This is a genomic window from Rhodopseudomonas sp. G2_2311 (assembly GCF_047501505.1).
GTDB classification, from domain to species: domain Bacteria; phylum Pseudomonadota; class Alphaproteobacteria; order Rhizobiales; family Xanthobacteraceae; genus Rhodopseudomonas; species Rhodopseudomonas palustris_H.
On record NZ_JAZDRK010000011.1, the window covers coordinates 123,506 to 145,261 of the forward strand.

The following is a 21,756-nucleotide window of genomic DNA, read 5'->3' on the forward strand; positions in this document are numbered from 1 at the left end:
ATTGAGCAGAGGCCGCCCGCCGCAGCCGCCTGCCGGATCAATCGACATGCCCCTTCGTCTCGATAACGCCAGTCCCGATTTCGCTTCCAAATTCAAAGCCTTCCTGGCGATGAAGCGGGAGGTCGCTGCGGATATCGAGGCCGCCACCCGTGCCATCGTCGACGACGTGGCGCATCGCGGCGACGCTGCCCTGCTCGAGGCGACCGAGAAGTTCGACCGGCTGACGCTGGATGCCGCCGGCATGCGGGTCAGCGAGGATGAAGTCGAAGCCGCCGTGAAGGCGTGCGATTCCGAGACGGTCGACGCGCTGAAGCTGGCGCGCGACCGCATCGAATTCTTTCATCGCCGGCAGCTGCCGAAGGACGACCGCTTCACCGATCCGCTCGGCGTCGAGCTCGGCTGGCGCTGGAGCCCGATCGAGGCGGTCGGCCTGTACGTGCCCGGCGGCACCGCGGCGTATCCGTCGTCGGTGCTGATGAATGCGATTCCGGCGAAGGTCGCAGGCGTAGAGCGTGTGGTGATGGTGGTGCCGTCGCCCGGCGGCACGCTCAATCCGCTGGTGCTGGCTGCGGCCAAGCTCGGCGGTGCGACCGAGATCTATCGCATCGGCGGCGCCCAGGCGGTGGCCGCGCTGGCCTATGGCACCGCGACGATTCAGCCGGTCGCCAAGATCGTTGGCCCCGGCAACGCTTATGTCGCCGCCGCCAAGCGCCTGGTGTTCGGCCGCGTCGGCATCGACATGATCGCCGGCCCGTCGGAAGTCGTGGTGGTCGCCGACAAGACCGCCAACCCGGATTGGATCGCAGCCGATCTGCTGGCCCAGGCCGAGCACGACGCCAATGCGCAATCGATTCTGATTACTGATAGCGCGGTGCTCGCCGCCGACGTCGAACGCGCCGTCGCGGCACAGCTCACCACGCTGTCGCGGGTCAAGATCGCGCGGGCCTCGTGGGACGAGTTCGGCGCCATCATCAAGGTTGCCAAGCTCGACGACGCCATCCCGCTCGCCAACGCGATCGCGGCCGAGCATCTCGAGATCATGACCGCCGATCCGGAAGCGTTCGCCGCCAAGGTCCGCAATGCCGGCGCGATCTTCCTCGGCGGCCATACGCCGGAAGCGATCGGCGATTATGTCGGCGGCTCCAATCACGTGCTGCCGACCGCGCGCTCGGCGCGGTTCTCGTCGGGCCTCGGCGTGCTCGACTTCATGAAGCGCACCTCGATCCTGAAGTGCGGCCCCGAACAGCTCGCTGCGCTCGGCCCGGCCGCGATGGCGCTCGGCAAGGCCGAAGGATTGGACGCGCATGCGCGATCGGTGGGACTGCGTCTGAATCAACGATGAGCACTCCGGAACCAGACGATTCCAACAATCGCATCGTCGCGGTGACGCTCGACGAGGAATCGATCGGGCGCTCGGGACCGGACATCGAGCACGAGCGCGCCATCGCGATCTACGATCTGGTCGAAAAGAACCTGTTCGCGCCCGAGGGCGCGGGCGAGGGGCCGTTCACGCTGCACATCGGCATCACCGGCAACCGGCTGATGTTCGACATCCGCCGCGAGGATGGTGCGCCGGTGATCACCCATCTGCTGTCGCTGACGCCGTTCCGCCGCATCGTGAAGGACTACTTCATGATCTGCGACAGCTATTATCAGGCGATCCGCACCGCCACGCCCGACAAGATCGAAGCCATCGACATGGGCCGCCGCGGCATCCACGACGAAGGCTCGCGCACGCTGCAGGAGCGGCTGGCCGGCAAGGTCCGTATCGATTTCGAGACCGCGCGGCGGCTGTTCACCCTGATCTCCGTGCTGCACTGGAAGGGCTGATGATGCACGGCGCGCGCGGGGCAACCTGGCGTGGGCCGAGCGGCGGCGGACGATGGTGATGACGCCGCCGTCGCGGACCGGCCTGCCGCACGCGGTGCTGTTCGCCTGCGGCATGAACAGCGTGCGCTCGCCGATGGCGGAGGCGATGCTGCGCGGCATCGCGCCGCACACGATGTATGTGCGCTCCGCCGGCGTGAAGACCCACGAACTCGATCCGTTTGCCGTGGCGGTGATGGCCGAGCGCGGTCTCGACATCTCCAAGCACAAGCCGACCACGTTCGAAGAGCTCGACGATTACGAGGGCCTGAACTTCGACCTGATCGTCACGCTGTCGCCGGAAGCGCACCACAAGGCGCTGGAGCTGACCCGCGCCCACGCGGTCGATGTCGAATACTGGCCGACCTACGATCCCACCGGCACCGAAGGCAACCGCGAACAGAAGCTCGCCGCCTACCGCGAAGTCGCCGACTCCCTGATGCAACGCATCTACAAACGCTTCGGCCGCCACAGCGGCGGGAACGAGTAGTTGGTCGTTGCGAGGCACAGCGCAACCTCTCCCCGCGCGCGGGGAGAGGTCGGATCGTCGCGCAGCGATGATCCGGGTGAGGGGGCGTTTCGGCGAGGCCGAGACTCAGTGCTTGCGTTTGCCCCTCACCCCAACCCTCTCCCCGCAACAGCGGGGCGAGGGAGCTCGCCGCCGATGGTGCGGGCTCAGTCATCCCGGTCATGTGTATCCATCGCATGCAATGATGCTTCGCTCGCTACGGCGGCGGGAACGAGTAGTTGAGAGCTGGTCATCCGTTTCGGCAAAACGTGACTTGCTTTGCACGCCATTCGCACGACGCACTGAGTACTGGCCTCCACATTCGTCATTCCGGGGCGCGCCGCCAGGCGCGACCCCGGAATCCCGAGCTTGTGGAGCACGGCCTCCTGTACATCGAGCTTCCGGGTTTGCTCGCTGCGCGAGCGCCCCGGCGTGACGTTCCGCGGGGAAGGGGCGCAAGCATGCAAAGAGAAGCGCGCTCCCTTCGCAGACTGCGGCTCCATGCTTTGGCCGCTCGCCCGGTATCTGCTATCCATCAAGCGTTAGTACACGATCGGAAATCGCAATGATCACGCGCCTCGCTGTCTCGGGTTACCGATCGCTGCGCGATGTTCGGTTGTCGCTCGGGCCGCTGAATGTCGTCACCGGGGCCAACGGCACCGGCAAGTCGAGCCTGTATCGCGCGTTGCGGCTGCTCGCCGAGATCGCGCAGGGGCGGGTGATTCAATCGCTGGCCGCCGAGGGCGGCTTGCCGTCGACGCTGTGGGCCGGGCCCGAGACGCTGTCGCGCACGATGAAACGCGGCGTTCATCCGGTGCAGGGCACGACGCGCAGCAACCGCATCGCGATCAAGCTCGGGTTCGCTGGCCCGGATTACGGCTACGCGATCGATCTCGGGCTGCCGCCGCCGCCGGATGGGCCGCACGCGTCGAGGTTCACGCGTGATCCGGAGATCAAGGTCGAGAGCGTGTGGACCGGCGAACTGCTCGGCCGCGCCAACGCGTTTGCCGAACGCCGCGGTCCGTTCGTGCGGGTGCGTGACGATGGCGGCCAGTGGCGCGAGGTGTATCGGTCGCTGAGCCCCGCCGACAGCATGATGACTCACGGCGCCGATCCGCGCGAGGCGCTCGAACTGTTGCTGCTGCGCGACCGGATGCGGGACTGGCGGTTCTATGATCAGCTGCGTACCGATCGCGATGCGCCGGCGCGGCGGCCGCAGATCGGCACCCGCACGCCGGTGCTCGGCGGCGACGGTGCCGATCTGGCGGCAGCGATCCAGACCATCCTGGAGATCGGCGATCACGAGGCGCTCGCGGCCACTATCGACGATGCCTTTCCGCGTGCGCGGCTGGAGGTGTTCGAGGCCGACGGTTATTTCGAACTGGCGATGCAGCAGCACGGCCTGCTGCGTCCGCTGAAAGCCGCGGAATTGTCGGACGGCACGTTGCGCTATTTGCTGCTGGTCGCCGCGCTGCTGTCGCCGCGGCCGCCCGAACTGATGATCCTCAACGAGCCGGAGGCCAGCCTGCATCCGGATCTCTTGTCGCCACTCGCCCGGCTGATCGCCGCAGCCGCGACACGCTCGCAGATCGTCGTGGTGTCGCACGCCGACGGGTTGGTCTCGGCGCTGCGCCGCGAGGCCGACAGCCGCGAGATCGTGCTCGAGAAAGAGCTGAGCGAGACGCTGGTCCGCGATGGCGAGCGTCCATCCTGGAACTGGCCGGCGCGTTGACCGTCCTGCTCTGTGCCCGGCGCCTGTTGTCCCGGCACTCGCCTTCCGATAGGTTCCGCGCTCTCTCCCGCCACCCCGTCGAATCAAAAGTTCCGCATGCTCGGCCGCCCCAAACTCGTTCTCGCCTCCGGCTCGCCGCGACGGCTCGCGCTGCTCAACCAGGCCGGCATCGAGCCCGATGCGCTGCGGCCGGCGGACGTCGACGAAACGCCGATCCGCGGCGAGCTGCCACGCGCCTGCGCCAACCGGCTCGCCCGCGCCAAGGCTGAGGCGGCGCTGCAGTCGATCCAGCTCGACGACGATCTGCGCGGCTCGTATCTGCTCGCCGCCGACACCGTGGTGGCGGTCGGCCGCCGCATCCTGCCGAAGGCCGAGCTGACCGACGAAGCTTCGCAGTGCCTGCGGCTGCTGTCGGGCCGCAATCACCGCGTCTATACCGCCGTCTGCCTGGTCACGCCCAAGGAGGCGTTCCGCCAGCGTCTGGTCGAGACCCGGGTGCGGTTCAAGCGGCTGTCCGAAGAGGACATCGCCGGCTACGTCGGCTCCGGCGAATGGCGCGGCAAGGCGGGCGGCTATGCGGTGCAGGGCATCGCCGGCTCGTTCGTGGTCAAGCTGGTCGGCTCCTATACCAACGTGGTCGGGCTGCCGCTGTATGAGACGATTTCGCTGCTCGGCGGCGAGGGCTTCCCGATCCGCCATGGCTGGCTCAATGCCGGCTGATCCGGTCGAGCCGCCCGCGCGCGGCGCCAAGCCCTGCCCGGTATGCGGCAAGCCGGCGACCGCCGAATCGCGCCCGTTCTGCAGCGAGCGCTGCCGCGACGTCGACCTCAATCGCTGGCTGTCGGGCTCCTACGCCATTCCTGGCCGGCCCGCCGACGACGAAGAGGATTGAGCCGGAATTCCGGGCGGCGGCTGTGCGACGATCCGGTGAATTTTTCCCCGGCAAAACACCGTCACGACGGGTGGACAGCGCCGCCGTGTCTGACTATAACCCGGCGCTCCCCCGGTTTCGAACCGGGCGGACGACGCCCAGGTAGCTCAGTTGGTAGAGCATGCGACTGAAAATCGCAGTGTCGGTGGTTCGATCCCGCCCCTGGGCACCATTTTATTGAAGACGTCTGTCCCCTCAGAAGCTTAAGCCTTAAAGAACTGCGTTGCGGCCGACTGTGCAGCAGTCGTTGCGAAACAACGCCGCCTCCATAGGTTCGCCTGTCCGGGTGACCTGTCGGAGCTCTGGCGTTCGATACGACGCTCGCTTTCGCGAACAACGCGCGCCAATCGACGTATCCCCAATCCCATATTTGCGTGCCGTCTGGGTGCCCTCCACTGCGGGGAGACTTAATCCTGCTCCTCGTTTCGAAACGAAGTGTCCGCTGCAGAGACGGTGCACTGGGCGATTCGACCGAAAAACTAACTAGCGCATCAACTCAACTTTTGGTAGTGTGTGTATCAAAGATCAATCTTTGATTGTGGTGGTGATATGCTCGAGCAACAGCCGGTCAGGCGATTCCGCAACGTCCCAGAGCTGATCGCGAAAAGCGGAGAGAATCTCGATTGTGCGTATCGCGCCGGGGTGATGACGATCTACGGACGGTCGACCCAGGAACGTCAAATTGAATTGCTCGACGGTCGTACGATCGTCGATTTCCAGCGTGGCAGCTATCTCGGCTTAGACAATCACCCTTCCATCGTTGCGGGAGCGATGAACGCGCTGAACCGATACAATTCTCTTCAATGGTCTGGGGCGCGAACGCGTCTGAATTTTGCAATCACAAAGGACTTGGAAGACAGCTTGGCGGGCCTCTTCGGATGCCGGGCCATGGTGTTCTCCTTGGTTCTTACCGCCAATATGGGCGTTCTTCCTCTTCTTGCTTGTGGTGCGCTTACCAACGGGAGGCGACCAGTCATCGTTGTCGATAGATTTGCCCACGCAACAATTTCGTATCACAAGGCAGTGATGGCTGAGGACACCGAAGTTATTACTATCGATCATAATAATCTGGAAGAGCTCGAAGATATCTGTCGAACCCGCAGCTTTGTCGCCTTCTTGTGCGATGGCGTCTACTCGATGGGGGGGCGCAGCCCCGATCAGAGAGTTGATACGGTTGCAAGAGAAATACGGACTATTTCTTTATATTGACGACGCCCACGGCGTTTCGATCCGAGGGAGGTACGGCGAAGGCTTTGCTCGGTCAGAATTCGGGGAGCGGCTGAATGATCTAACAATGATTGTCGCTTCGCTAAGCAAGGGGTTCGGGGTGACCGGAAGTGTGGTCATGATTGCCAATGAAGCCCAAGAACGAGTGCTCAGGCGGTATGCAGTCCCCCACGCTTTCTCGATGGGGCCAAGTATCCCGGCAATCGGAGCGGCTCTTGCGTCAGCAGAGCTCCACAAATCTCCTGAATTGAGCGTTCGTCAGAGCCGGCTCAATGCAATGAATGTGTTCTTCAACGCACAGTGGGACGAGGATGCGGTCAAGCATGACCTGCCGATCAAAATGATCCGGATCGGTGACGCAAAGCGAACAATCAGTATCGCTGCATCTCTAATCGAGAACGGCTTCTACCTTGCGGCAGCATTCTTCCCTGCCGTTCCGCACGACAAAGCAGCTCTCCGCGTGTGTCTTACTGCCGATCATCACGAAACTGATATTGCAAGGTTGTGCGCGTTGGTCAAAGATCTGACCAAGAGTTGAAATTCTGTAAAATACGATGAGTGGATCTCCCTGGCTCGGCCTGTCGCTTCTGATCGCGGTCTCGCTGCTGTGGGGGACGTCCTTCGTGCTGATCGAGATCGCCGCGCGCGACTACGGCGCACTGTCGATGGCGCTGTCGAGGGCTGCCGTTGCCGCGGTGTTTCTCGGTGCGGTCGCGTTGCCGGCCGTGCACCGGCTGCGCATTGATGCGCGCATCTGGTCGCGCATCGTGTCCCTCTCGGTGGTCGGGCAGGTATTACCGTTCTTCCTGCTCGGCCTCAGCGGTCGTTTGACCAGCAGCAGCAGTTCGGCTGTGATGATGGGGGCAGCTCCGATTGCAACGATCGTGGTCGCGAGGCTGATGTTCCATGAGCGCTGGTCAGCGGGGCGCTGGCTCGGCGTGGTCATCGCTGGCGCTGGCGTGGTGATCGCGTTCGGGTGGAACGGTATCCTTCTATCGCCCGCGCAGGCGGGGTTCGGAGCGGACGACTCGATCGGCAAGCTCTGTGCACTGGGCGCCGCTCTCGGCTACGCGTTTGGCGCGATCATCTTCCGGTCGATTCCGTCGCAAATTCCGCCGATAGTCGTGGCGGCCACGTCACTGTCGTGCTCATCGCTGCTGCTGGCGGGCGGCGCCGTGCTGCAGGGAGATGCGCTCGCTGCCTTTGGCCGTGCCGACGCCGCGTCGTCCACCGCGTTAATTGCGCTCGGCGTGCTGAATACGGGGTGCGCCTACGCCATCTACTACAAGCTGATCTCGATTTCGGGGGCGGGGTTCGCGTCGCTCAACAACTATCTTGTTCCCATCATTGGCGCGATGGCGGGGGCCGTCCTCCTTGGCGAAGCAATCTCGTGGAATTTGACGCTTGGCCTGCTGATGATCGTATGCGGGATTCTGCTGTCGGCCCTGCTGCAAAAGTAATACGTGATTTCGCAGCTCGCTCAACGCGCCCGGTCTGCGGCGAGCGCGGACGCGATGTGATGCGCTTGCCCAACTTGCCTAGGAAGGCTGGTGGTTGCCGCGCGTAAGGCCTGACCATCACTTGATAGGCAACCCACGAAGCCGATTACGGCAGGCTTCGTTTCGCTTCCGGAAGAAGCAATGTGACAGCCGTGCAGGTCGTAAACCAGAGAATTAGGTAAGGCGGCAATTGAAAACCATTGTAGGTGGCTGACTGGCTGGACACCGCCCAGAAGAGGATGATGAGAAAAGGAGGGACCGCGACGATGCGGCTCTTGTATGTCGGCAGAAGCACCGCTGACAGGATGAGCGCAGGAGCTCCAAAGAGCACGGCCATCAATCCCGCGGTGATGAACATCCACACGAGATCATCGCTTTGCCAGACACCTGCGATCAACCCTGCAACGGGCCAACCGGAGCCGACGCAGAGGATCACTTTGCGGGCAGCGCCCCATGGGTCTTGCGGGAAAATGCTCACGTTCTCATTTTCCGTTCGCTGGTTTGAGCAGCATAGCCTACATGCATCGAAATGCTTCGGGCCGTCTTCCGATGTGATGATGCCGGGTTCTCGGTGCAAGATTGACGCGATCGTCTGTTCCTCGCCTTGAGCTCCCGAGGGGTGACGGACGCGAGTTCATGGGCCCGGTCCCGTTATCCAGCCGATCACTTTCCACGCCATTCAAACCAGCATCGCTGAACGGCGTGCATCTTTGCCCGCGCTCGTAGCGTTACCAGTTGCGCTCGTTTCGCAAACTGCAGCAATCTGACACCGTCATAGCCGGTCTTTGTTTTGCGTCGCGGCGCTCACGGTCCTTACGCCTGCCAAGAGGTGGTGATGGAGGTGCTGGTCGTCGACGACGAGCCGGCGGTGCGCACGGTGCTGACTCTGGTGCTGAGCAAAGCCGGCCATCAGGTCACGGTGTGCGACAGCGGGGCTGCGGCGCTCGATTGGCTCAGCCGGAGCGATCCGGCGCTGGTGCTGATCGATCTCAGCCTGCCCAAGGTGCAGGACAAGAGCGTGCTGGCGGCGGTGCGGGCGGCGCGGCCGGCGCTGCCGATCATCGTGATCAGCGGGATGCTGCCGGAATTCGATGCGGCGATGCTGAAGCGGGAAGGGATGACGGTCGAGAACGGCGTCTATTGCCTGGCCAAGCCGTTCACCGCCAAACAATTGCAGACGCTGATGCAGGCCGCGCTGGCGCCGGGCGACCGGGCGCCTGGATAGGCTCGGCTATTCCTGCACGACGTTGTCGCAGGCCGAGCAGCGGAACACGGTGCGCGGAGGATGTTGCAGCCGACGCGGCAAACGGCCGATCAGCTTCATTTCACCGCCGCACTTCTCGCAGCGGCGCTGAGCAGAATAGTCGTGTTCGATATCGGACATCGGAGCGGCTTGATGATGGGAGCGGCTTGATGATGATTGTAAAGTTTGCTTTACACCTTGCCCAAGTCATTGTCAGGTCCGATTTGTGTTCATTTTTTGGACGCCCTGAACGGTCCGAGAGTAAGTAGGTTTTATGATACCTTCTGCGCTGATCTTCGACGTCGACGGCACGCTTGCCGAAACCGAAGAACTGCACCGTCAGGCCTTCAACGCCACCTTCGCGGCCGAGCAACTGCCGTGGCATTGGGATGCGACGCTGTATCGCAAGCTGCTCGATGTCACCGGCGGCAAGGAGCGGATCGCTCACTTCCTGAAGTCGGAGCCGGAGGGCGCGGAGCGGGCGGCCGATCGGATCCCCGAACTGCACCGGGCCAAGACCGACCGCTACACCGCGCTGGTCGCCGCCGGCACCGCGCTGCGCCCGGGCGTGGCGCGGCTGATCCGCGAGGCCAAGGCGGCGGGCGTGAAGCTCGGCATCGCCACCACCACCAGCCTGCCCAATGTCGAAGCGCTGCTTCAGTCCTCGCTCGGACCGGACGCGATGGCGATGTTCGACGCGGTCGGGGCGGGCGACGTGGTGCCGGCCAAGAAGCCGGCGCCGGACATCTACCTCTACGTGCTCGATGCGCTGAAGCTGCCGGCCGCCGCTTGCGTCGCGTTCGAGGATTCCACCAACGGGGTGCGCGCCGCGCGCGCCGCCGGGCTGCCGACCATCGTCACCCCGGGGCTCTATACCGAGGGCGACGACTTCCCCGGCGCGCTCGCGGTGCTGAGCGATCTCGGCGAGCCGGATGCGCCGTATCGGCATCTGGCCGGTGCGGGCGCGGGCGATTCCCTGGTGACGCTGGACGCGCTGGCGCGCTGGTGCCGCGCCGCCTGAGCCGCAAGGCGGTCGTCAGCGCGGTCGCACGATCTTGAACACGCCGTGCGCCAGGATGATGCAGCGGCGGTCGACGCTGACTTCGGTCGAGGTGAAGATCAGGCTGCGCGTGGTCCGCACCACCCGCGGCCGCGAGATCAGCAGGTCGCCGATCTCGGCGGCGTCGACGAAATGCGTGTCCATCTGCACCGTGGCGAGATGCGGCGCGCCGGACTGATCGCGCGCCGCGATGCCCGAGGTGCGGTCCGCCAGCGTCATCATCAGCCCGCCCTGCACCAGGCCGCGCTTGTTGCGGTGCTTGGCCGCGGTCGCGATCGCGTATTCGTTGGTGCCGTCGACGCAGCGGTGCCACAGCGGCCCGACCAGATCGATGAAGCCGTCGTCGTGGATCACGCTCCAGCCGTCGGCCTTCATGCTGCGGGCAGTGGTGGTCTCGGTCATCGCTCGCGTCTCCGTCGCCGCATGGCGTCGCGCGGCGGTAACGGTTTCCTCGGTCAGGTGCGCAGTGTAGTCAAGACGAATGAGCCACGCGCACGACGATGCCACCCGAGCCCTGATCGCCGCGCGCTGCGCGGCTTTTCCGCGCCACGACGACGGCCTGTCGCCGGCCGGACTGAAGCGCGCCGCGGTGGCGATCGCGCTGGTGGCGATGGAGGACGGCAGCGCCGCGTTCCTGCTGACGCGGCGCTCGCCGCGGCTGCGCTCCCACGCCTATCAATGGGCGCTGCCCGGCGGCCGCTGCGATGCCGGCGAGACCGCACCTGAAACCGCGCTGCGGGAATTACACGAGGAGCTCGGCCTGGCGCTGGACGCCGGCGACGTGCTCGGCATCCTCGACGATTATCCGACCCGCTCCGGCTATCTGGTGACCCCGGTGGTGGCGTGGGCTGCGGCGGCGGGGCCGCTGGCGCCGAACCCCGACGAAGTCGCCTCGGTGCATCACGTCGGCCTCGGCGAGATCGCGCCGCCGGATGTGTTCGACTTCACCTCGATCCCGGAGAGCGACCGCCGCGTGGTTCGGTTCCGCTACGAAGACGACTTCATCCACGCACCGACCGCGGCGCTGATCTATCAGTTTCGCGAAGTGCTGGCCGGCCGCGTCACCCGCGTCGCCGATCTCGAACAGCCGGTGTTCGCCTGGAAGTAGCCCGCGCCGTGCGGTGCGCACAAAAGCGAGACGGCTTTCTCAAACAAACAATCGCCGGGTTCACAGCTTGTGATGCCCGGCGCAAGCTGTGGGGCAACGGTTCATTCACCCTATCGGGCGAGGATGCGGCATGGCTCATTCGATCATCCATCTCGCCCGGCTCGCGCCGGTCGCGCTGCTCGCTTTTGGATCCCACGCGCTCGCCCAGACCGCGGCGCCGCTGCCGTCCTCGGTGGCGAACGCGATGGCGCAAGCCGTCTCGCCGCAAGCGATCGCCGAATATCGCTACCGGCTGCAGCAGTATCAGGCCGCGCGCGCCGAATTCGAACGCGACGCCGGCGCCTATTGGGACGCGATCGCCGAGCGGCGGCGCATCCGCAATGCCAAGCGCCGCACCGGCGAGCAGATCACGATGGACGACTACGTGCTGGTGCAGCCGCCGGTCTATACCGGGCCGAAGCGGCCGATCGATCCGGAGCCGTCGACCGAACCGCCGCGCGAGCGCAAGTCGCTGCCGGTGGTCGCCGACTTCGTCCGCGCCGCCGCCGAATACTATCAGTTCACGCCGCAGCGTCCGTCGAGCGAGGTCGAGTTCAAGCGCGCTTACGCCCGCGCCGCCCGCGAAGCCGGCCTGACGCGCGATCAGGCGGTGCGGGTCTATGCGTTCGAGACCGGCGGCAACGGCGATCACGACATGCAGTCGGGGCTCAGCAAGACGCGGCCCGGCTCGCGGCCGATCTCGACCGCGATCGGCTACAATCAGCTGCTCACCACCAACACCTTGGTGCTGCTGGCCGAGCAGGGCAATCAGATCATCAAGTCGCTGAGCGAGAAGGCCGCGACGCTGTCGGGGCCGCGGCGGCAGGCGCTCGATCGCAAGATCGCGGTGGTGAAGCGGATGGTGGCGTTCGCGCGCTCGATCCCGGGCAATTGGAGCGAGCACGAGAAACTCGGCCGCACTCCGCAGGGCTGGGGCGTGCACGCGCTGGTGCTCGACATCGACGTCGGCCCGCTGCTGCAGACTCACAAGCTGCTGACCTCGGTGGTGTTCGCGCAGCGCAAAGGGTACCCGGAGCGGCTCACCGCCGCCGAGCTCGAGATGATGAATCTCACCGGTGACAGCACCGGCCTCGACATGGTGACGATGCCGCAGGAGATGCGCGAGGTGGTGCCGACCTCGAACTTCTTCCAGCGCTCCGGCTATGAGCGCAATCCGGTGGCGATCCGCCACAACACCGTGGCGAAGCTGCTCGCCGTCACCGACGCGCGGATGGACGCCAACAGCAACAATCCGGGCGCACGCGAGCTGTTCGCCGCGTTCGAGACCAGCGCGCAGCGCTGAAGCGCGATCGCGTTCGGCGCTACTGATCGGCGCCGAACTTGAAGTTGCCGTCGCCTTCGAGGAACGGCCCGGAGCGCATGTAGAGCTGGCCGTTGGCGCCGATAAAGAACAGCGTCTCGCGCGGGACTTTCTTGGCGCCCTTGAACAGCTCCTTGGCGTTGCTGGTGCCCATCTTGTAGGTCAGCGTTTTGCCGTCGCGGGTGTAGCCGTAGCCCTTGTCCGGTGCCAGCACCCACGGTTCGCCGGCGTCGGCGTAAGCGACCGACGTCAGCGCCGCAAGGCTCGCGGCGGTGATCAGCAGGGTGGTGCGAAACGCGGTCATCGCTGAGGCTCCAACCAGAGCATGCCGAGCCGTGACCAACCGAGTCGGTCGACCATCGTGCCGCGCGGCCGTCTCTGAACAAATCACGAACAATCAGTTGCGGTCAACAATGCCGCATGCTGATGTCGGTCGGATGTCAGCGCCATTTGGTTCGACTTTGTGATTTTACCGATGTCGGCGCGCCGCTATGGTTCGGCCACCGAGTCGCCGTTCACGCGCGACGATCGCAGCGGGAGGACGACGATGCAGATGCAGGGCCTTTCGATCGGCGCGATGCTGATCGCCGGATTGGCTTCGTTGGTCGCCGCGGCGCCGGCCTCCGCCGACGAATACCGGCTCAGCAACAATCAGCGCATCTCCTGCAGCCGCGGCCTGAGCCCGGGCAAGCTGGTCACCGCCACCTGCCGGTCCTACGCGTATCTGTTCAACACCAAGACATCGGAATACTTCCGCTGCGCCGTCAGCCTGGCGATGACGCGCGACAACAAGGAAGTGATCAACGTCCAGACCGACGGCGGCTGTTTCCGCCGGCCGCGGATCTTCGACGCCGATGGCGACTATCAGTTCGACGGCGCCGAGACCGAGCCGGCCAACACCAACGCGTTCTTCGGCGCCGGCGGCTATGTGGTATGGGCCGCCGATACCAAGCAGCGCCGCGTCCGCGGCTGCGTCACCATCGCGTCGGGCCTCGGCGACGACGTTTCCAAGTGCCAGGAGATGACGTTCGACTGAGGCGCCGCGAACGCGCTCAGTCCTGCATCGCCACCGGGCGCGCGTGTGCGGCGCGGGCGAATTTCTTCAGGCCCATCGGCTTGCCGAACAGATAGCCCTGCATCTTGTCGAAGCCGAGTTCGTGCGCGGCCTGGAAGTCGGCGCGGGTCTCGATTCCGGTCGCGGTGCAGCGCGCGCCGTAGTCGCCGGCGAGTTCGACGATTCGCTTGCACACTGTGCGCTTCAGCCGGTCATCGGCGCAGCCGGTGACGAACGAGCGGTCGACCTTCAGTTCGACGAACGGGAAGGTGTCGAGGTGCATCAGCGCCGGCCAGTCGGCGCCGACCTTGTCGATCGCGATTGCGACGTTGCGCAGCCGCAGCCGCCGGCCGATCTCGGCCATCTCATCGAGGTGGTCGACAATTTGCGCGGCGTCGATCTCGATGATCAGCCCGCCGAACGCCGGATGCTGCGGCACCCAGGCTGAGAGATCGTCGAGCGCGCGCTCATTGCCGAGGAAGCTCACCGGCAGGTTGATCGACAGATCGATCGGGCCCTGATGGTCGAGCAGATAGTGCCAGTCGGCGATCGCGCGTTTCACCACGAACTCCGACAGCGCGCGGAAATGCGGATCGTTGCCGTCGGGCAGAAACGCCGACGGCGAGACCACGCCCCAGCTCGGATGCCGCATTCGCAGCAGCGCCTCGGCGCCCTGCGGCGTCAGCGAATGCGCATCGACACAGCGCTGATACCACAGCTCCAACCAACCGGCCTTCAGCGCCTCGGCGACGTCGATCTCCGGCTCCGGCGCCGGCTCCTGCGGCAGCAGCGGCGCCAGGCTGAGGCTCAGCGTGTGGACGCTGAAAGGCGTCGCGAGCGGTGGTAGCATCCGCAAGCCGCGCGCGGCGCCGTGCCGGCGGATCGCGTCCGACATGATGGTCTCGCGCGGCGCGATCGTCAGCACGCTGCCGGTAAAACAAGTCGCCGCGAGCGTATCGAGAATTGCTTCCGCTTCGACGCCGTCGACGCTCGAACCGATCACCAGCAGGTCGGGCTGATGTTCGGCGAGCCGCGCCGGCAGTTCCAGCGCGCCGGCGCATTCCCCCGTGACGAATCGGAACTCCTCCAGCGCGTCGGCCAGGAAAGCCCGCAGGTGCGGCTTGCGATCGACGACACAGGCGCGCGGCGCCACCTTGCGGCGGCCGAAACCGCCTGCAGGTACGCACACTTCCGCTTCCGTCGTTGCTCTCATTGGTCCACCCCCCGAAATAACGCGCCAAACTTTAGGGGTTGGAGAGAGTTCAAAATGTGGAATTAAACCGAAACCCACACTAAGTCCCGGGTAGGGTTAAATGGATGCCTATGATTCAAATGCGATCTTTTGAAACGCGCACGATGTAATGGGTTTAGGTGTCACGCGCCGGTCGCAATCACGACGCCTCGCTCCTTCGTCGGAGATCAAATTTGCACACGCTGCAATGAGTGCGACGTAGCTACAGCGGCACAATTCCGGCGGTCTTCGCCACTTTCTCCCAGCGTGCAATCTCGGCCTCGACGTGACGCCGCATATCCTCGGGCGATCCGCCGCCCGGCTCGGCGCCGATGTCGCGAAGTTTCGCCGTTCCGCTGTCGCTTGCGAGGAAGGCCGCAACCGTAGCGTTGAGGCTGGTGACGATCTCCGGCGGAGTGCCGCGCGGCGCCCCGATGGTGAACCAGGAGGCGGTCTCGTAGCCCGGCACGCCGGCTTCCGCGATGGTCGGCAGGTGCGACAGCGGAGGCCAGCGCTTGGCGGTGGTCACCGCGAGCGGACGAATCTCGCCGGCTTCGAGCAGCGGTTTGGACGCCGGCAGATTGTCGATGGTGAGATGCACGCGGCCTTCGGCGAGATCGCGCAGCATCGGCGCCGATCCCTTGTACGGCACCGCGGTGATCTCGACGCCCGTCATCGTCTTGAACAGTTCGGTCGACAGGTGCCCGGTCGAGCCGAGCGCCGAGACGCCGTAGAACAATTCGCGCGGACGCTGCCGTGCGTAGCTGATCAGTTCGGTGACGCTGGTCACCGGCAGCGACTTGGTCACCGACAACAGGTTCGGCACGCGGGCAATCACGATCACCGGGGTGAAGTCGGTGGCCGGATCGTACCCCATCGTCCGATACACCAGGCGATTGGTGGCGTGGATGCCGGGCGTGCCGACGATGAAGGTGTAGCCGTCTGCCGGCACCTTGGCGACGTAGGCGGCGGCGATGTTGCCGCTCTCGCCGCCGCGATTGTCGATCACGAATGCCTGGCCGTAGTGCTCCGAGAGTCGGGTCGCGATCAACCGCGCCAGGATGTCGGTGGTGCCGCCGGCGGTGAACGGTACCACCAGCGTCACCTGCCGGGTCGGCCAATCCGCTGCGCGCGCCCGGCGTGGCAGCAGCGGCAGGGTGGCGATCGCGGCAGCTCCGCGCAGAATGCTGCGCCGGCTGATACGCGATCGTGGATGGAGGGGTTCGATCATCTATTCCCTTGGAGCATCGTCCCGCGCTGCGGGCAGCGCAGCCAGCTACGTTGAGCGGCCAGCATGATCCTATGCGCGCGATTCGGCGAGGACCAGCGCGGCCACACGCGGCGGCGCGGTCTCCTACGATCGTCGTTAGCGAGTGATGAGTCCGGGGCGGCCGGCTTCGACGACGAGCGAACGGATCGTCTGCGCCGGGTGTCCCGGTACGGCGATGCTGTCGATCGCGCGGAAGTCCGCCAGCCATTGCTGCGGCGTCACGGTGTGCCGTGTGTAGCCGCGCTGGTCGCTGAAGAACTTCAGCTGCGGATTGTTGCGATGCATCGTGGCCATCGCCGCTTCGTCCGGCGGTGCGCCGCCGACGGATGAGATCGAGGTCGACAGAAATTCGACGCCGACACACGGTGAGTTGGGATTGCGTGCGTCGCGATGCAGGTCGAGCGCCAGCGCCCGGTGCAGGTCGCCGCTCAGCACCACGGCGTTGGTGACCTTCGCTTCATCGAGCATCGCGATCACCCGGTCGCGCGCCGCGGTGGCGCCGTTCCAGGTGTCGACATCGAACACCGGCTCGCCTTTGTCCTCGATCTTGGGAAAGCCGCGCCAGTCGAACGGCGCAAACAGCACCTGCTGCGCCAGCACCCGCCAGATCGCATCGCCCTGTTTCAACCTTGTCGCGAGCCATTGCTCCTGTGCGGCACCGAGCATGGTGCGGTCCGGCGCGTCGGCCTCGGTGCAGCCCGCCAGGAAACCGTCGCCGCAAGGCTGGCGCGATCGATACTGCCGGGTGTCGAGCACCGCGACGTCGGCCAGTCTGCCGAAGCGAAAGCCGCGATACGCCTGCACGTCCGGTCCGCGCGGCCGCTGCGCCCGGCGCACCGGCATGTGCTCGTACCAAGCCTGCAGCGCCATCGCCCGCCGAAACAGGAACGCTTCCGGCGGAGTCTGTTTCGGATCGCTGTCGCTCGCCCAGTTGTTGGCGATCTCGTGGTCGTCGAAGCTGATCAGGAACGGGCAGGCGGCGTGAGCGGCCTTCAGATCGGGATCGGATTTATACAGCGCGTAGCGGCGGCGGTAGTCGGTCAGTGTGTAGCAGGTCGGAAAGTCCTTCGGCATGGTTCGCGGCCATGGCGCGTCGTTCTTGTCGGTGGCCGCAAAGCCGTATTCGTAGATGTAGTCGCCGTAGTGGAATACGAAGTCGAGCTGATCCTCGGCGATCGCGCGCCACGCCGCATAGTAGCCGCCCTCCCAGCGCTGGCAGCCGGCAGAAGCAAAGCGGAGCTGTGGCAGCGTCGCATCCGGTGCCGGCAAGGTGCGGGCGCGGCCGACCGGGCTGTCGGCGCCGCCGGCGCGGAACCGATAGAAGTAGTCGCGTCCCGGCGCCAAGCCTTCGACCTCGACGTGCACCGAATGCGCCAGTTCGAGATAGGCCGTGGTGCGCTCGCTGCGCAGGATCCGGGTCATCGCCGGATCGTCGGCGATCTCCACCGTCACCTCGACCGTCTGGGCGCTCATGCCGCCACGGGCCTTCAGCGGTTCCGGCGCCAGCCGCGTCCACAGTACGAAACCGTCCGGCGCCGGATCACCGGAGGCGATGCCGAGCGTGAACGGATCGGTGGAGAAGGACACCGGCGTGGCTGCGCCGGCGCTTGCCGGCACGATGCCGATCAATCCTGCGCCGAGCGCACCGCGCAGCACGGTGCGGCGGTCGAATGCGAACGGGTCGAGAGAATCGGGCGGCATCGGTGGTACTCTTGCGCAGGCGTCTTGCGGGCTGCGGTTCGACGCAGCCTAGCAGCGCCGGATGAAACTCTCTCGACACGAAATTGCCGTATCACGTTCAACATCATCCGGGTTCCCGGATTGTGACGGGACGGGTTTCTCGATAGCTTTTCGCATTCGTGTCGCAGGTTTGGTCAGCATGAATATGGAAGATCTTTATCGGCTGCTGCGCACCAGCCACGTTCAGGCGCAAGGCATCGTCGATACGGTCGCAGATCCGATGCTGGTCCTGGACGCCAGCCTGACCGTGCAGAATGCCAGCCGGTCGTTTTTCGAGACCTTCAAGGTCGACCGTTACGAGACGATCGGCCAGCCGCTGTTCGAACTCGGTAACGGCCAATGGGACATCCCCGAGCTGCGCCGGCTGCTGCTCGAAGTTATTCCCAAGGCGACGGCGGTGATCAACTACCAGGTCGATCACGTCTTCCCGGGCCTGGGGCCGCGGACGATGCTGCTGACCGCGCGCACGCTGGTGCATCCCGACAACGCCAGCCATTCGATGCTGCTGTCGATCATCGATGCCACCGACCGGTTTCGGCGCGACGCCGCCAAGGATCTGCTGCTCGGCGAGATGCGGCACCGGATGAAAAATCTTTTCAGCGTCGTGCAGTCGCTGGCGCGGCAGACCACGACGGACGGGCGGACCGCCAAGCAATACCGGGACGACTTCCTCGGCCGCTTCGGCGCCTTGATGGAGGCCGAAGACCTGGCGTTCGTCACCCAGGACGAGACCGCGCTTCTCAAGCTGCTGCAGCGGATCCTGGCGCCCTACAAGGGGGGCCCGGCTGCCATTGCGATCGAGTCGGGCCCTCCGCTGGTTCTAGCGCCCCGCTCGCTGGGGTCGCTCAGCCTAGTCTTGCACGAACTTGCGACCAACGCCGCCAAATACGGTGCCCTGTCGGCGCCGGGCGGCCAGGTGCGGGTGACCTGGGCGGTCGACGCCGACAAGCAGGAACTGAGGCTGAGCTGGGTTGAGAGTGGCGGCCCGGCGGTCACGCCGCCGGCCAGCACGGGTTACGGCACGGAGCTGATCCGCTCGGTGACCAGCTACAGCCTCGGCGGACGTTTGGAACTCGATTACGCCGTCAAGGGTTTACGGGCTGAGATCATCATCCCGCTGAGGAGTGAAGCGCTCCAGAATTGAAAGTGCCCCGTGCAGAAGACGGTTCTGATCGTCGAAGACGAATTCTTGATCGCGATGGATCTGGTCCGGATGGTCGAAGGCGATGGCTGGAGAATCATTGGACCGGTCGCAACCGTGAAAGATGCGCTTCGGCTACTCGAAGCCGAATTGCCCTCGGTGGCGATGCTCGACGTCAATCTTGGCGACGAATTGGTGACGCCGGTGGCGGAACGGTTGAAGGCGCAGAACGTCCCTTTCGCGGTAGCCAGCGCCTATGACAAGCCCGAGAGCCGCGGCGGCGACGTGCTGGCTGGCGTCCCCAATGTCGGCAAGCCGGCCAACGAGCGGCACGTGCTGACGACCTTGAAGCTGCTGACCGAGAGCTGACGTTTCTGCCGGATCGCCCTAGACGGTGGATGACACCGCGTCCGGCGCTGCGGAAGAAGGCGTTGCAGGTTGCTGTTGCCGGGTCTCCGGCATCAGCAGCAGGAATAGCACCAGCGCCGCGGCGGCGATGCCGGCAAGCGCCAGGAAAGCGGCGCTGTAGCCGGCGCTGACCACGATCAGTCCGGCAAAGCCGGTCGACAGCGCTGCGCCGAGGCCGGCCGCCGTCGCGATCGCACCCTGGCTGATGTTGAAATGCCCGGTGCCGTGGGTGAGGTCCGCCACCACCAGCGGAAACAGCGCGCCGAAGATGCCGGCGCCGACGCCGTCGAGCAGTTGCACCCCGACCAGCCAATACGGATTGTCGGACAGCGGATACAGCGCGCCGCGCAGCGCCAGCACGGCGAGCGCGACCGCGAAGATCGGCTTGCGGCCCCAGACGTCGGCCTTGTGGCCGACCAGCGCAGCCACCGGCACCATCACGAGCTGCGCCGCGACGATACACACCGACATCAGCGTGGTGCCGAGGTTCTTGTTCACCAGCGCCAGTTTCTGTCCGACCAGCGGCAGCATCGCCGCATTGGCGAAGTGAAACAGCACGGTGGCGCCGGCGAAGATCAACAGCGGCCGGCAGGTCAGCAGCACCTTGAAGCCGGACGGCTGATCGTGATGCGCGCCCGGCTCGTGATCGTCGCCCAAGCCTCGTGCGACGTGATCGTCGATCGCCGCGGCCGGGATCGACAGCGTCGCGACGATGCTGGCGAGGGCCATTGCGGCCATCAGCCAGAACACCACACCCGGGCCGAACTCATAGGCGAACGCGCCGGCGAGCATCGCCGCCACCGCGTTGCCGGCGTGGTTGAAGGCTTCGTTGCGGCCGGTCCGGCGGGCGAAAGCGCGCGGCCCGACGATGCCGAGCGTCAGCGCCGCCACCGCGGGCGCGAAGATCGCGCCGGCCGCTGCCGCCAGCGCCTGGGTCGCCGCCACCAGCGCGAAACTGTCCAGCCACGGCAGCACCACCGACGCCGCGGTCACGACCAGGGCTGCGGCTACGATCAGCGCGCGCTTAGCGGTGGAGCGGTCGATCAATGCGCCGGCCGGGGTCTGGGCGGCGATGCCGGCCGCCGCGGCGATCGACATCACCAGGCCGATCGACGCCTCGTTCCAGTTCTGCACCGCCAGCAGGTAGATCGCCAGATACGGGCCGAGACCGTCGCGCACGTCTGCGAGGAAGAAGTTCAGCGCGTCGAGCGGCCGCGCCAGGGGCTGGGGAGAGCTGGGCGGCACGCGATCCTCGTCGGCTGTACTGCACGGGAACGTACAATTCCCGTTGCCGCCCTCGGGTTCCGCACCCTTCGGCCGCGACCGCCGATTTGACGGGTTGACCGCGGCGGTTCGGCCGGTCAGTTTTCCAAGCAACAACTTAAGGGAGAAAACTGTTCATGAAGGCCAGATTGTTTGGTGTCGCCGCGGCTGCGGTCATTGTCCTGGCGGCGCCGCAAGCCCGCGCTCAGCAGTTCGTCAACGTGCTGACCGGCGGCACCTCCGGCGTCTACTATCCGCTCGGCGTCGCGATTGCCAAGATTTACGGCGAGAAGATCCCCAACGTCAAAGCTCAGGTGCAGGCCACCAAGGCGTCGGTCGAGAACCTCAATCTGCTGCAGCAGGGGCGCGGCGAGATCGCGTTCTCGCTCGGCGACTCGCTGAAGGCCGCCTGGGACGGCGACGCCGAAGCCGGCTTCAAGGCCAAGCTCGACAAGCTGCGGGTGATCGGCGCGATCTATCCGAACTATATCCAGATCGTCGCCACCTCCGAAAGCGGGATCAAGACGCTGGCCGACCTGAAGGGCAAGAGCCTGTCGGTCGGCGCGCCGAAATCCGGCACCGAGCTGAATTCGCGCGCGATCCTGAAGGCCGCCGGCATGGACTACAAGGATCTCGGCAAGGTCGAGTATCTGCCGTTCGCCGAATCCGTCGACCTGATGAAGAACCGCCAGCTCGCCGCCACGCTGCAGTCGGCCGGCCTCGGCGTCGCTTCGCTGAAGGACCTGTCGAACTCCTCCGACATCAACGTCGTGGCGGTGCCGAAGGACGTCGTCGCCAAGATCGGCTCCCCGTTCGTCGCCGAGACGATCCCGGCCGGCACCTATAAGGGGCAGGACAAGGACGTGCCGACCGCCGCGGTGATCAACTATCTGGTGACCTCGAGCGCGGTGTCCGACGATCTCGCCTATCAGATGACCAAGCTGGTCTATGAATCGCTGCCCGAACTCGCCAGCGCCCACGCCGCCGGCAAGGGCATCAAGCTCGAAACCGCCGCCGCCGACAGCCCGGTCCCGCTGCACCCCGGCGCGATCAAGTATTTCAAGGAAAAGGGCGTGCTGAAGTAAGCGCGACCCGCAATTGAGGTGTCATGGCCG

General features: G+C 65.5%; 25 protein-coding genes and 1 tRNA gene. 18 read left to right on the forward strand and 8 right to left on the reverse strand.

Annotation, left to right across the window (positions count from 1 at the left end):
* Positions 1 to 46 precede the first annotated feature (46 nt).
* From hisD to VRZ08_RS15820, 10 genes are all read left to right on the forward strand, one after another.
* Entirely contained in the window at positions 47 to 1,342 is a 1,296-nt protein-coding gene (gene hisD, locus VRZ08_RS15775) for a histidinol dehydrogenase (protein ID WP_107357031.1), read from the forward strand.
* Positions 1,339 to 1,830, forward strand: coding sequence for a UPF0262 family protein (locus VRZ08_RS15780; RefSeq protein ID WP_107357030.1), 492 nt, complete (start codon positions 1,339 to 1,341; stop codon positions 1,828 to 1,830). Before hisD ends, VRZ08_RS15780 begins: the two co-directional genes overlap by 4 nt.
* Positions 1,831 to 1,888: 58 nt before the next feature.
* Complete coding sequence (locus VRZ08_RS15785; protein WP_414533145.1) at positions 1,889 to 2,356, forward strand: low molecular weight phosphatase family protein; 468 nt, start codon at positions 1,889 to 1,891, stop codon at positions 2,354 to 2,356.
* Positions 2,357 to 2,939: 583 nt separating this feature from the next.
* Positions 2,940 to 4,106: an AAA family ATPase gene (locus tag VRZ08_RS15790; protein WP_414533146.1), complete on the forward strand. Its 1,167-nt coding sequence runs from the start codon at positions 2,940 to 2,942 to the stop codon at positions 4,104 to 4,106.
* Between the two features lie 96 nt (positions 4,107 to 4,202).
* Positions 4,203 to 4,826 carry a Maf-like protein gene (locus VRZ08_RS15795; RefSeq protein WP_012497704.1) on the forward strand — a complete coding sequence of 208 codons (624 nt, stop codon included), beginning with the start codon at positions 4,203 to 4,205 and terminating at the stop codon, positions 4,824 to 4,826.
* The gene (gene yacG / locus VRZ08_RS15800) at positions 4,816 to 4,998 is read left to right on the forward strand and encodes a DNA gyrase inhibitor YacG (RefSeq protein WP_047308655.1); all 183 of its coding nucleotides are present in this window, start codon (positions 4,816 to 4,818) and stop codon (positions 4,996 to 4,998) included. The genes VRZ08_RS15795 and yacG overlap by 11 nt, the downstream gene beginning before the upstream one ends.
* 135 nt (positions 4,999 to 5,133) lie before the next feature.
* A tRNA-Phe gene (locus tag VRZ08_RS15805) sits at positions 5,134 to 5,209 on the forward strand.
* Between the two features lie 377 nt (positions 5,210 to 5,586).
* Positions 5,587 to 6,246 (forward strand): hypothetical protein, encoded by a 660-nt coding sequence (locus VRZ08_RS15810; RefSeq protein ID WP_263989794.1) that lies wholly within the window; start codon positions 5,587 to 5,589, stop codon positions 6,244 to 6,246.
* The gene (locus tag VRZ08_RS15815; protein ID WP_414533147.1) at positions 6,161 to 6,802 is read left to right on the forward strand and encodes an aminotransferase class I/II-fold pyridoxal phosphate-dependent enzyme; all 642 of its coding nucleotides are present in this window, start codon (positions 6,161 to 6,163) and stop codon (positions 6,800 to 6,802) included. Before VRZ08_RS15810 ends, VRZ08_RS15815 begins: the two co-directional genes overlap by 86 nt.
* Before the next feature lie 16 nt (positions 6,803 to 6,818).
* Positions 6,819 to 7,724 (forward strand): DMT family transporter, encoded by a 906-nt coding sequence (locus tag VRZ08_RS15820; RefSeq protein ID WP_107357026.1) that lies wholly within the window; start codon positions 6,819 to 6,821, stop codon positions 7,722 to 7,724.
* A gap of 145 nt (positions 7,725 to 7,869) precedes the next feature.
* Here the strand turns inward: VRZ08_RS15820 and VRZ08_RS15825 are convergent, their stop codons facing one another.
* A complete protein-coding gene (locus tag VRZ08_RS15825; RefSeq protein WP_264053516.1) occupies positions 7,870 to 8,241 on the reverse strand; it encodes a hypothetical protein in 372 nt (123 codons plus the stop codon).
* Between the two features lie 357 nt (positions 8,242 to 8,598).
* On the opposite strand from VRZ08_RS15825, the gene VRZ08_RS15830 reads away from it, so the two are divergent.
* Positions 8,599 to 8,988 carry a response regulator gene (locus VRZ08_RS15830; RefSeq protein ID WP_107357024.1) on the forward strand — a complete coding sequence of 130 codons (390 nt, stop codon included), beginning with the start codon at positions 8,599 to 8,601 and terminating at the stop codon, positions 8,986 to 8,988.
* Between the two features lie 6 nt (positions 8,989 to 8,994).
* On the opposite strand, the gene VRZ08_RS15835 is transcribed toward VRZ08_RS15830, so the two are convergent.
* Positions 8,995 to 9,147: a hypothetical protein gene (locus VRZ08_RS15835; RefSeq protein WP_159059386.1), complete on the reverse strand. Its 153-nt coding sequence runs from the start codon at positions 9,145 to 9,147 to the stop codon at positions 8,995 to 8,997.
* Between the two features lie 133 nt (positions 9,148 to 9,280).
* Here VRZ08_RS15835 and VRZ08_RS15840 point away from each other — a divergent pair, with 133 nt between their 5' ends.
* Entirely contained in the window at positions 9,281 to 10,027 is a 747-nt protein-coding gene (locus tag VRZ08_RS15840) for an HAD family hydrolase (RefSeq protein WP_414533148.1), read from the forward strand.
* Between the two features lie 15 nt (positions 10,028 to 10,042).
* Here the strand turns inward: VRZ08_RS15840 and VRZ08_RS15845 are convergent, their stop codons facing one another.
* Complete coding sequence (locus tag VRZ08_RS15845; protein WP_104512854.1) at positions 10,043 to 10,468, reverse strand: PaaI family thioesterase; 426 nt, start codon at positions 10,466 to 10,468, stop codon at positions 10,043 to 10,045.
* 79 nt (positions 10,469 to 10,547) lie between these two features.
* On the opposite strand from VRZ08_RS15845, the gene VRZ08_RS15850 reads away from it, so the two are divergent.
* Together VRZ08_RS15850 and VRZ08_RS15855 are read left to right on the forward strand one after the other, a co-directional pair.
* Entirely contained in the window at positions 10,548 to 11,174 is a 627-nt protein-coding gene (locus tag VRZ08_RS15850) for an NUDIX hydrolase (protein ID WP_263989787.1), read from the forward strand.
* A gap of 130 nt (positions 11,175 to 11,304) precedes the next feature.
* Positions 11,305 to 12,516, forward strand: a complete 1,212-nt coding sequence (locus VRZ08_RS15855) for a hypothetical protein (protein ID WP_263989786.1) — start codon at positions 11,305 to 11,307, stop codon at positions 12,514 to 12,516.
* A 19-nt stretch (positions 12,517 to 12,535) separates the two neighbouring features.
* Here the strand turns inward: VRZ08_RS15855 and VRZ08_RS15860 are convergent, their stop codons facing one another.
* On the reverse strand, positions 12,536 to 12,838 hold the full coding sequence (locus VRZ08_RS15860; RefSeq protein ID WP_264074750.1) for a hypothetical protein: 303 nt from the start codon (positions 12,836 to 12,838) through the stop codon (positions 12,536 to 12,538).
* Positions 12,839 to 13,111: 273 nt separating this feature from the next.
* Here VRZ08_RS15860 and VRZ08_RS15865 point away from each other — a divergent pair, with 273 nt between their 5' ends.
* Complete coding sequence (locus VRZ08_RS15865; RefSeq protein ID WP_234822426.1) at positions 13,112 to 13,570, forward strand: hypothetical protein; 459 nt, start codon at positions 13,112 to 13,114, stop codon at positions 13,568 to 13,570.
* A gap of 16 nt (positions 13,571 to 13,586) precedes the next feature.
* Here VRZ08_RS15865 and VRZ08_RS15870 read toward each other — a convergent pair whose 3' ends face one another.
* The 3 genes from VRZ08_RS15870 to VRZ08_RS15880 all read right to left on the reverse strand — a co-directional run bounded on the left by VRZ08_RS15870 (position 13,587) and on the right by VRZ08_RS15880 (position 17,790).
* On the reverse strand, positions 13,587 to 14,801 hold the full coding sequence (locus VRZ08_RS15870; protein ID WP_263989784.1) for an EAL domain-containing protein: 1,215 nt from the start codon (positions 14,799 to 14,801) through the stop codon (positions 13,587 to 13,589).
* 241 nt (positions 14,802 to 15,042) lie between these two features.
* Complete coding sequence (locus tag VRZ08_RS15875) at positions 15,043 to 16,050, reverse strand: Bug family tripartite tricarboxylate transporter substrate binding protein (protein ID WP_414533149.1); 1,008 nt, start codon at positions 16,048 to 16,050, stop codon at positions 15,043 to 15,045.
* A 135-nt stretch (positions 16,051 to 16,185) separates the two neighbouring features.
* A complete protein-coding gene (locus tag VRZ08_RS15880; RefSeq protein ID WP_414533150.1) occupies positions 16,186 to 17,790 on the reverse strand; it encodes an alkaline phosphatase D family protein in 1,605 nt (534 codons plus the stop codon).
* A 178-nt stretch (positions 17,791 to 17,968) separates the two neighbouring features.
* Between VRZ08_RS15880 and VRZ08_RS15885 the strand changes: the two genes are divergently transcribed.
* A complete protein-coding gene (locus tag VRZ08_RS15885) occupies positions 17,969 to 18,973 on the forward strand; it encodes an HWE histidine kinase domain-containing protein (RefSeq protein ID WP_408017926.1) in 1,005 nt (334 codons plus the stop codon).
* A 9-nt stretch (positions 18,974 to 18,982) separates the two neighbouring features.
* Positions 18,983 to 19,339, forward strand: coding sequence for a response regulator (locus tag VRZ08_RS15890; protein ID WP_414533151.1), 357 nt, complete (start codon positions 18,983 to 18,985; stop codon positions 19,337 to 19,339).
* Between the two features lie 18 nt (positions 19,340 to 19,357).
* Here VRZ08_RS15890 and VRZ08_RS15895 read toward each other — a convergent pair whose 3' ends face one another.
* Entirely contained in the window at positions 19,358 to 20,623 is a 1,266-nt protein-coding gene (locus tag VRZ08_RS15895) for an MFS transporter (RefSeq protein WP_414533152.1), read from the reverse strand.
* 155 nt (positions 20,624 to 20,778) lie between these two features.
* Here VRZ08_RS15895 and VRZ08_RS15900 point away from each other — a divergent pair, with 155 nt between their 5' ends.
* Positions 20,779 to 21,726 (forward strand): TAXI family TRAP transporter solute-binding subunit, encoded by a 948-nt coding sequence (locus VRZ08_RS15900; protein WP_414533153.1) that lies wholly within the window; start codon positions 20,779 to 20,781, stop codon positions 21,724 to 21,726.
* Positions 21,727 to 21,756: the final 30 nt, after the last annotated feature.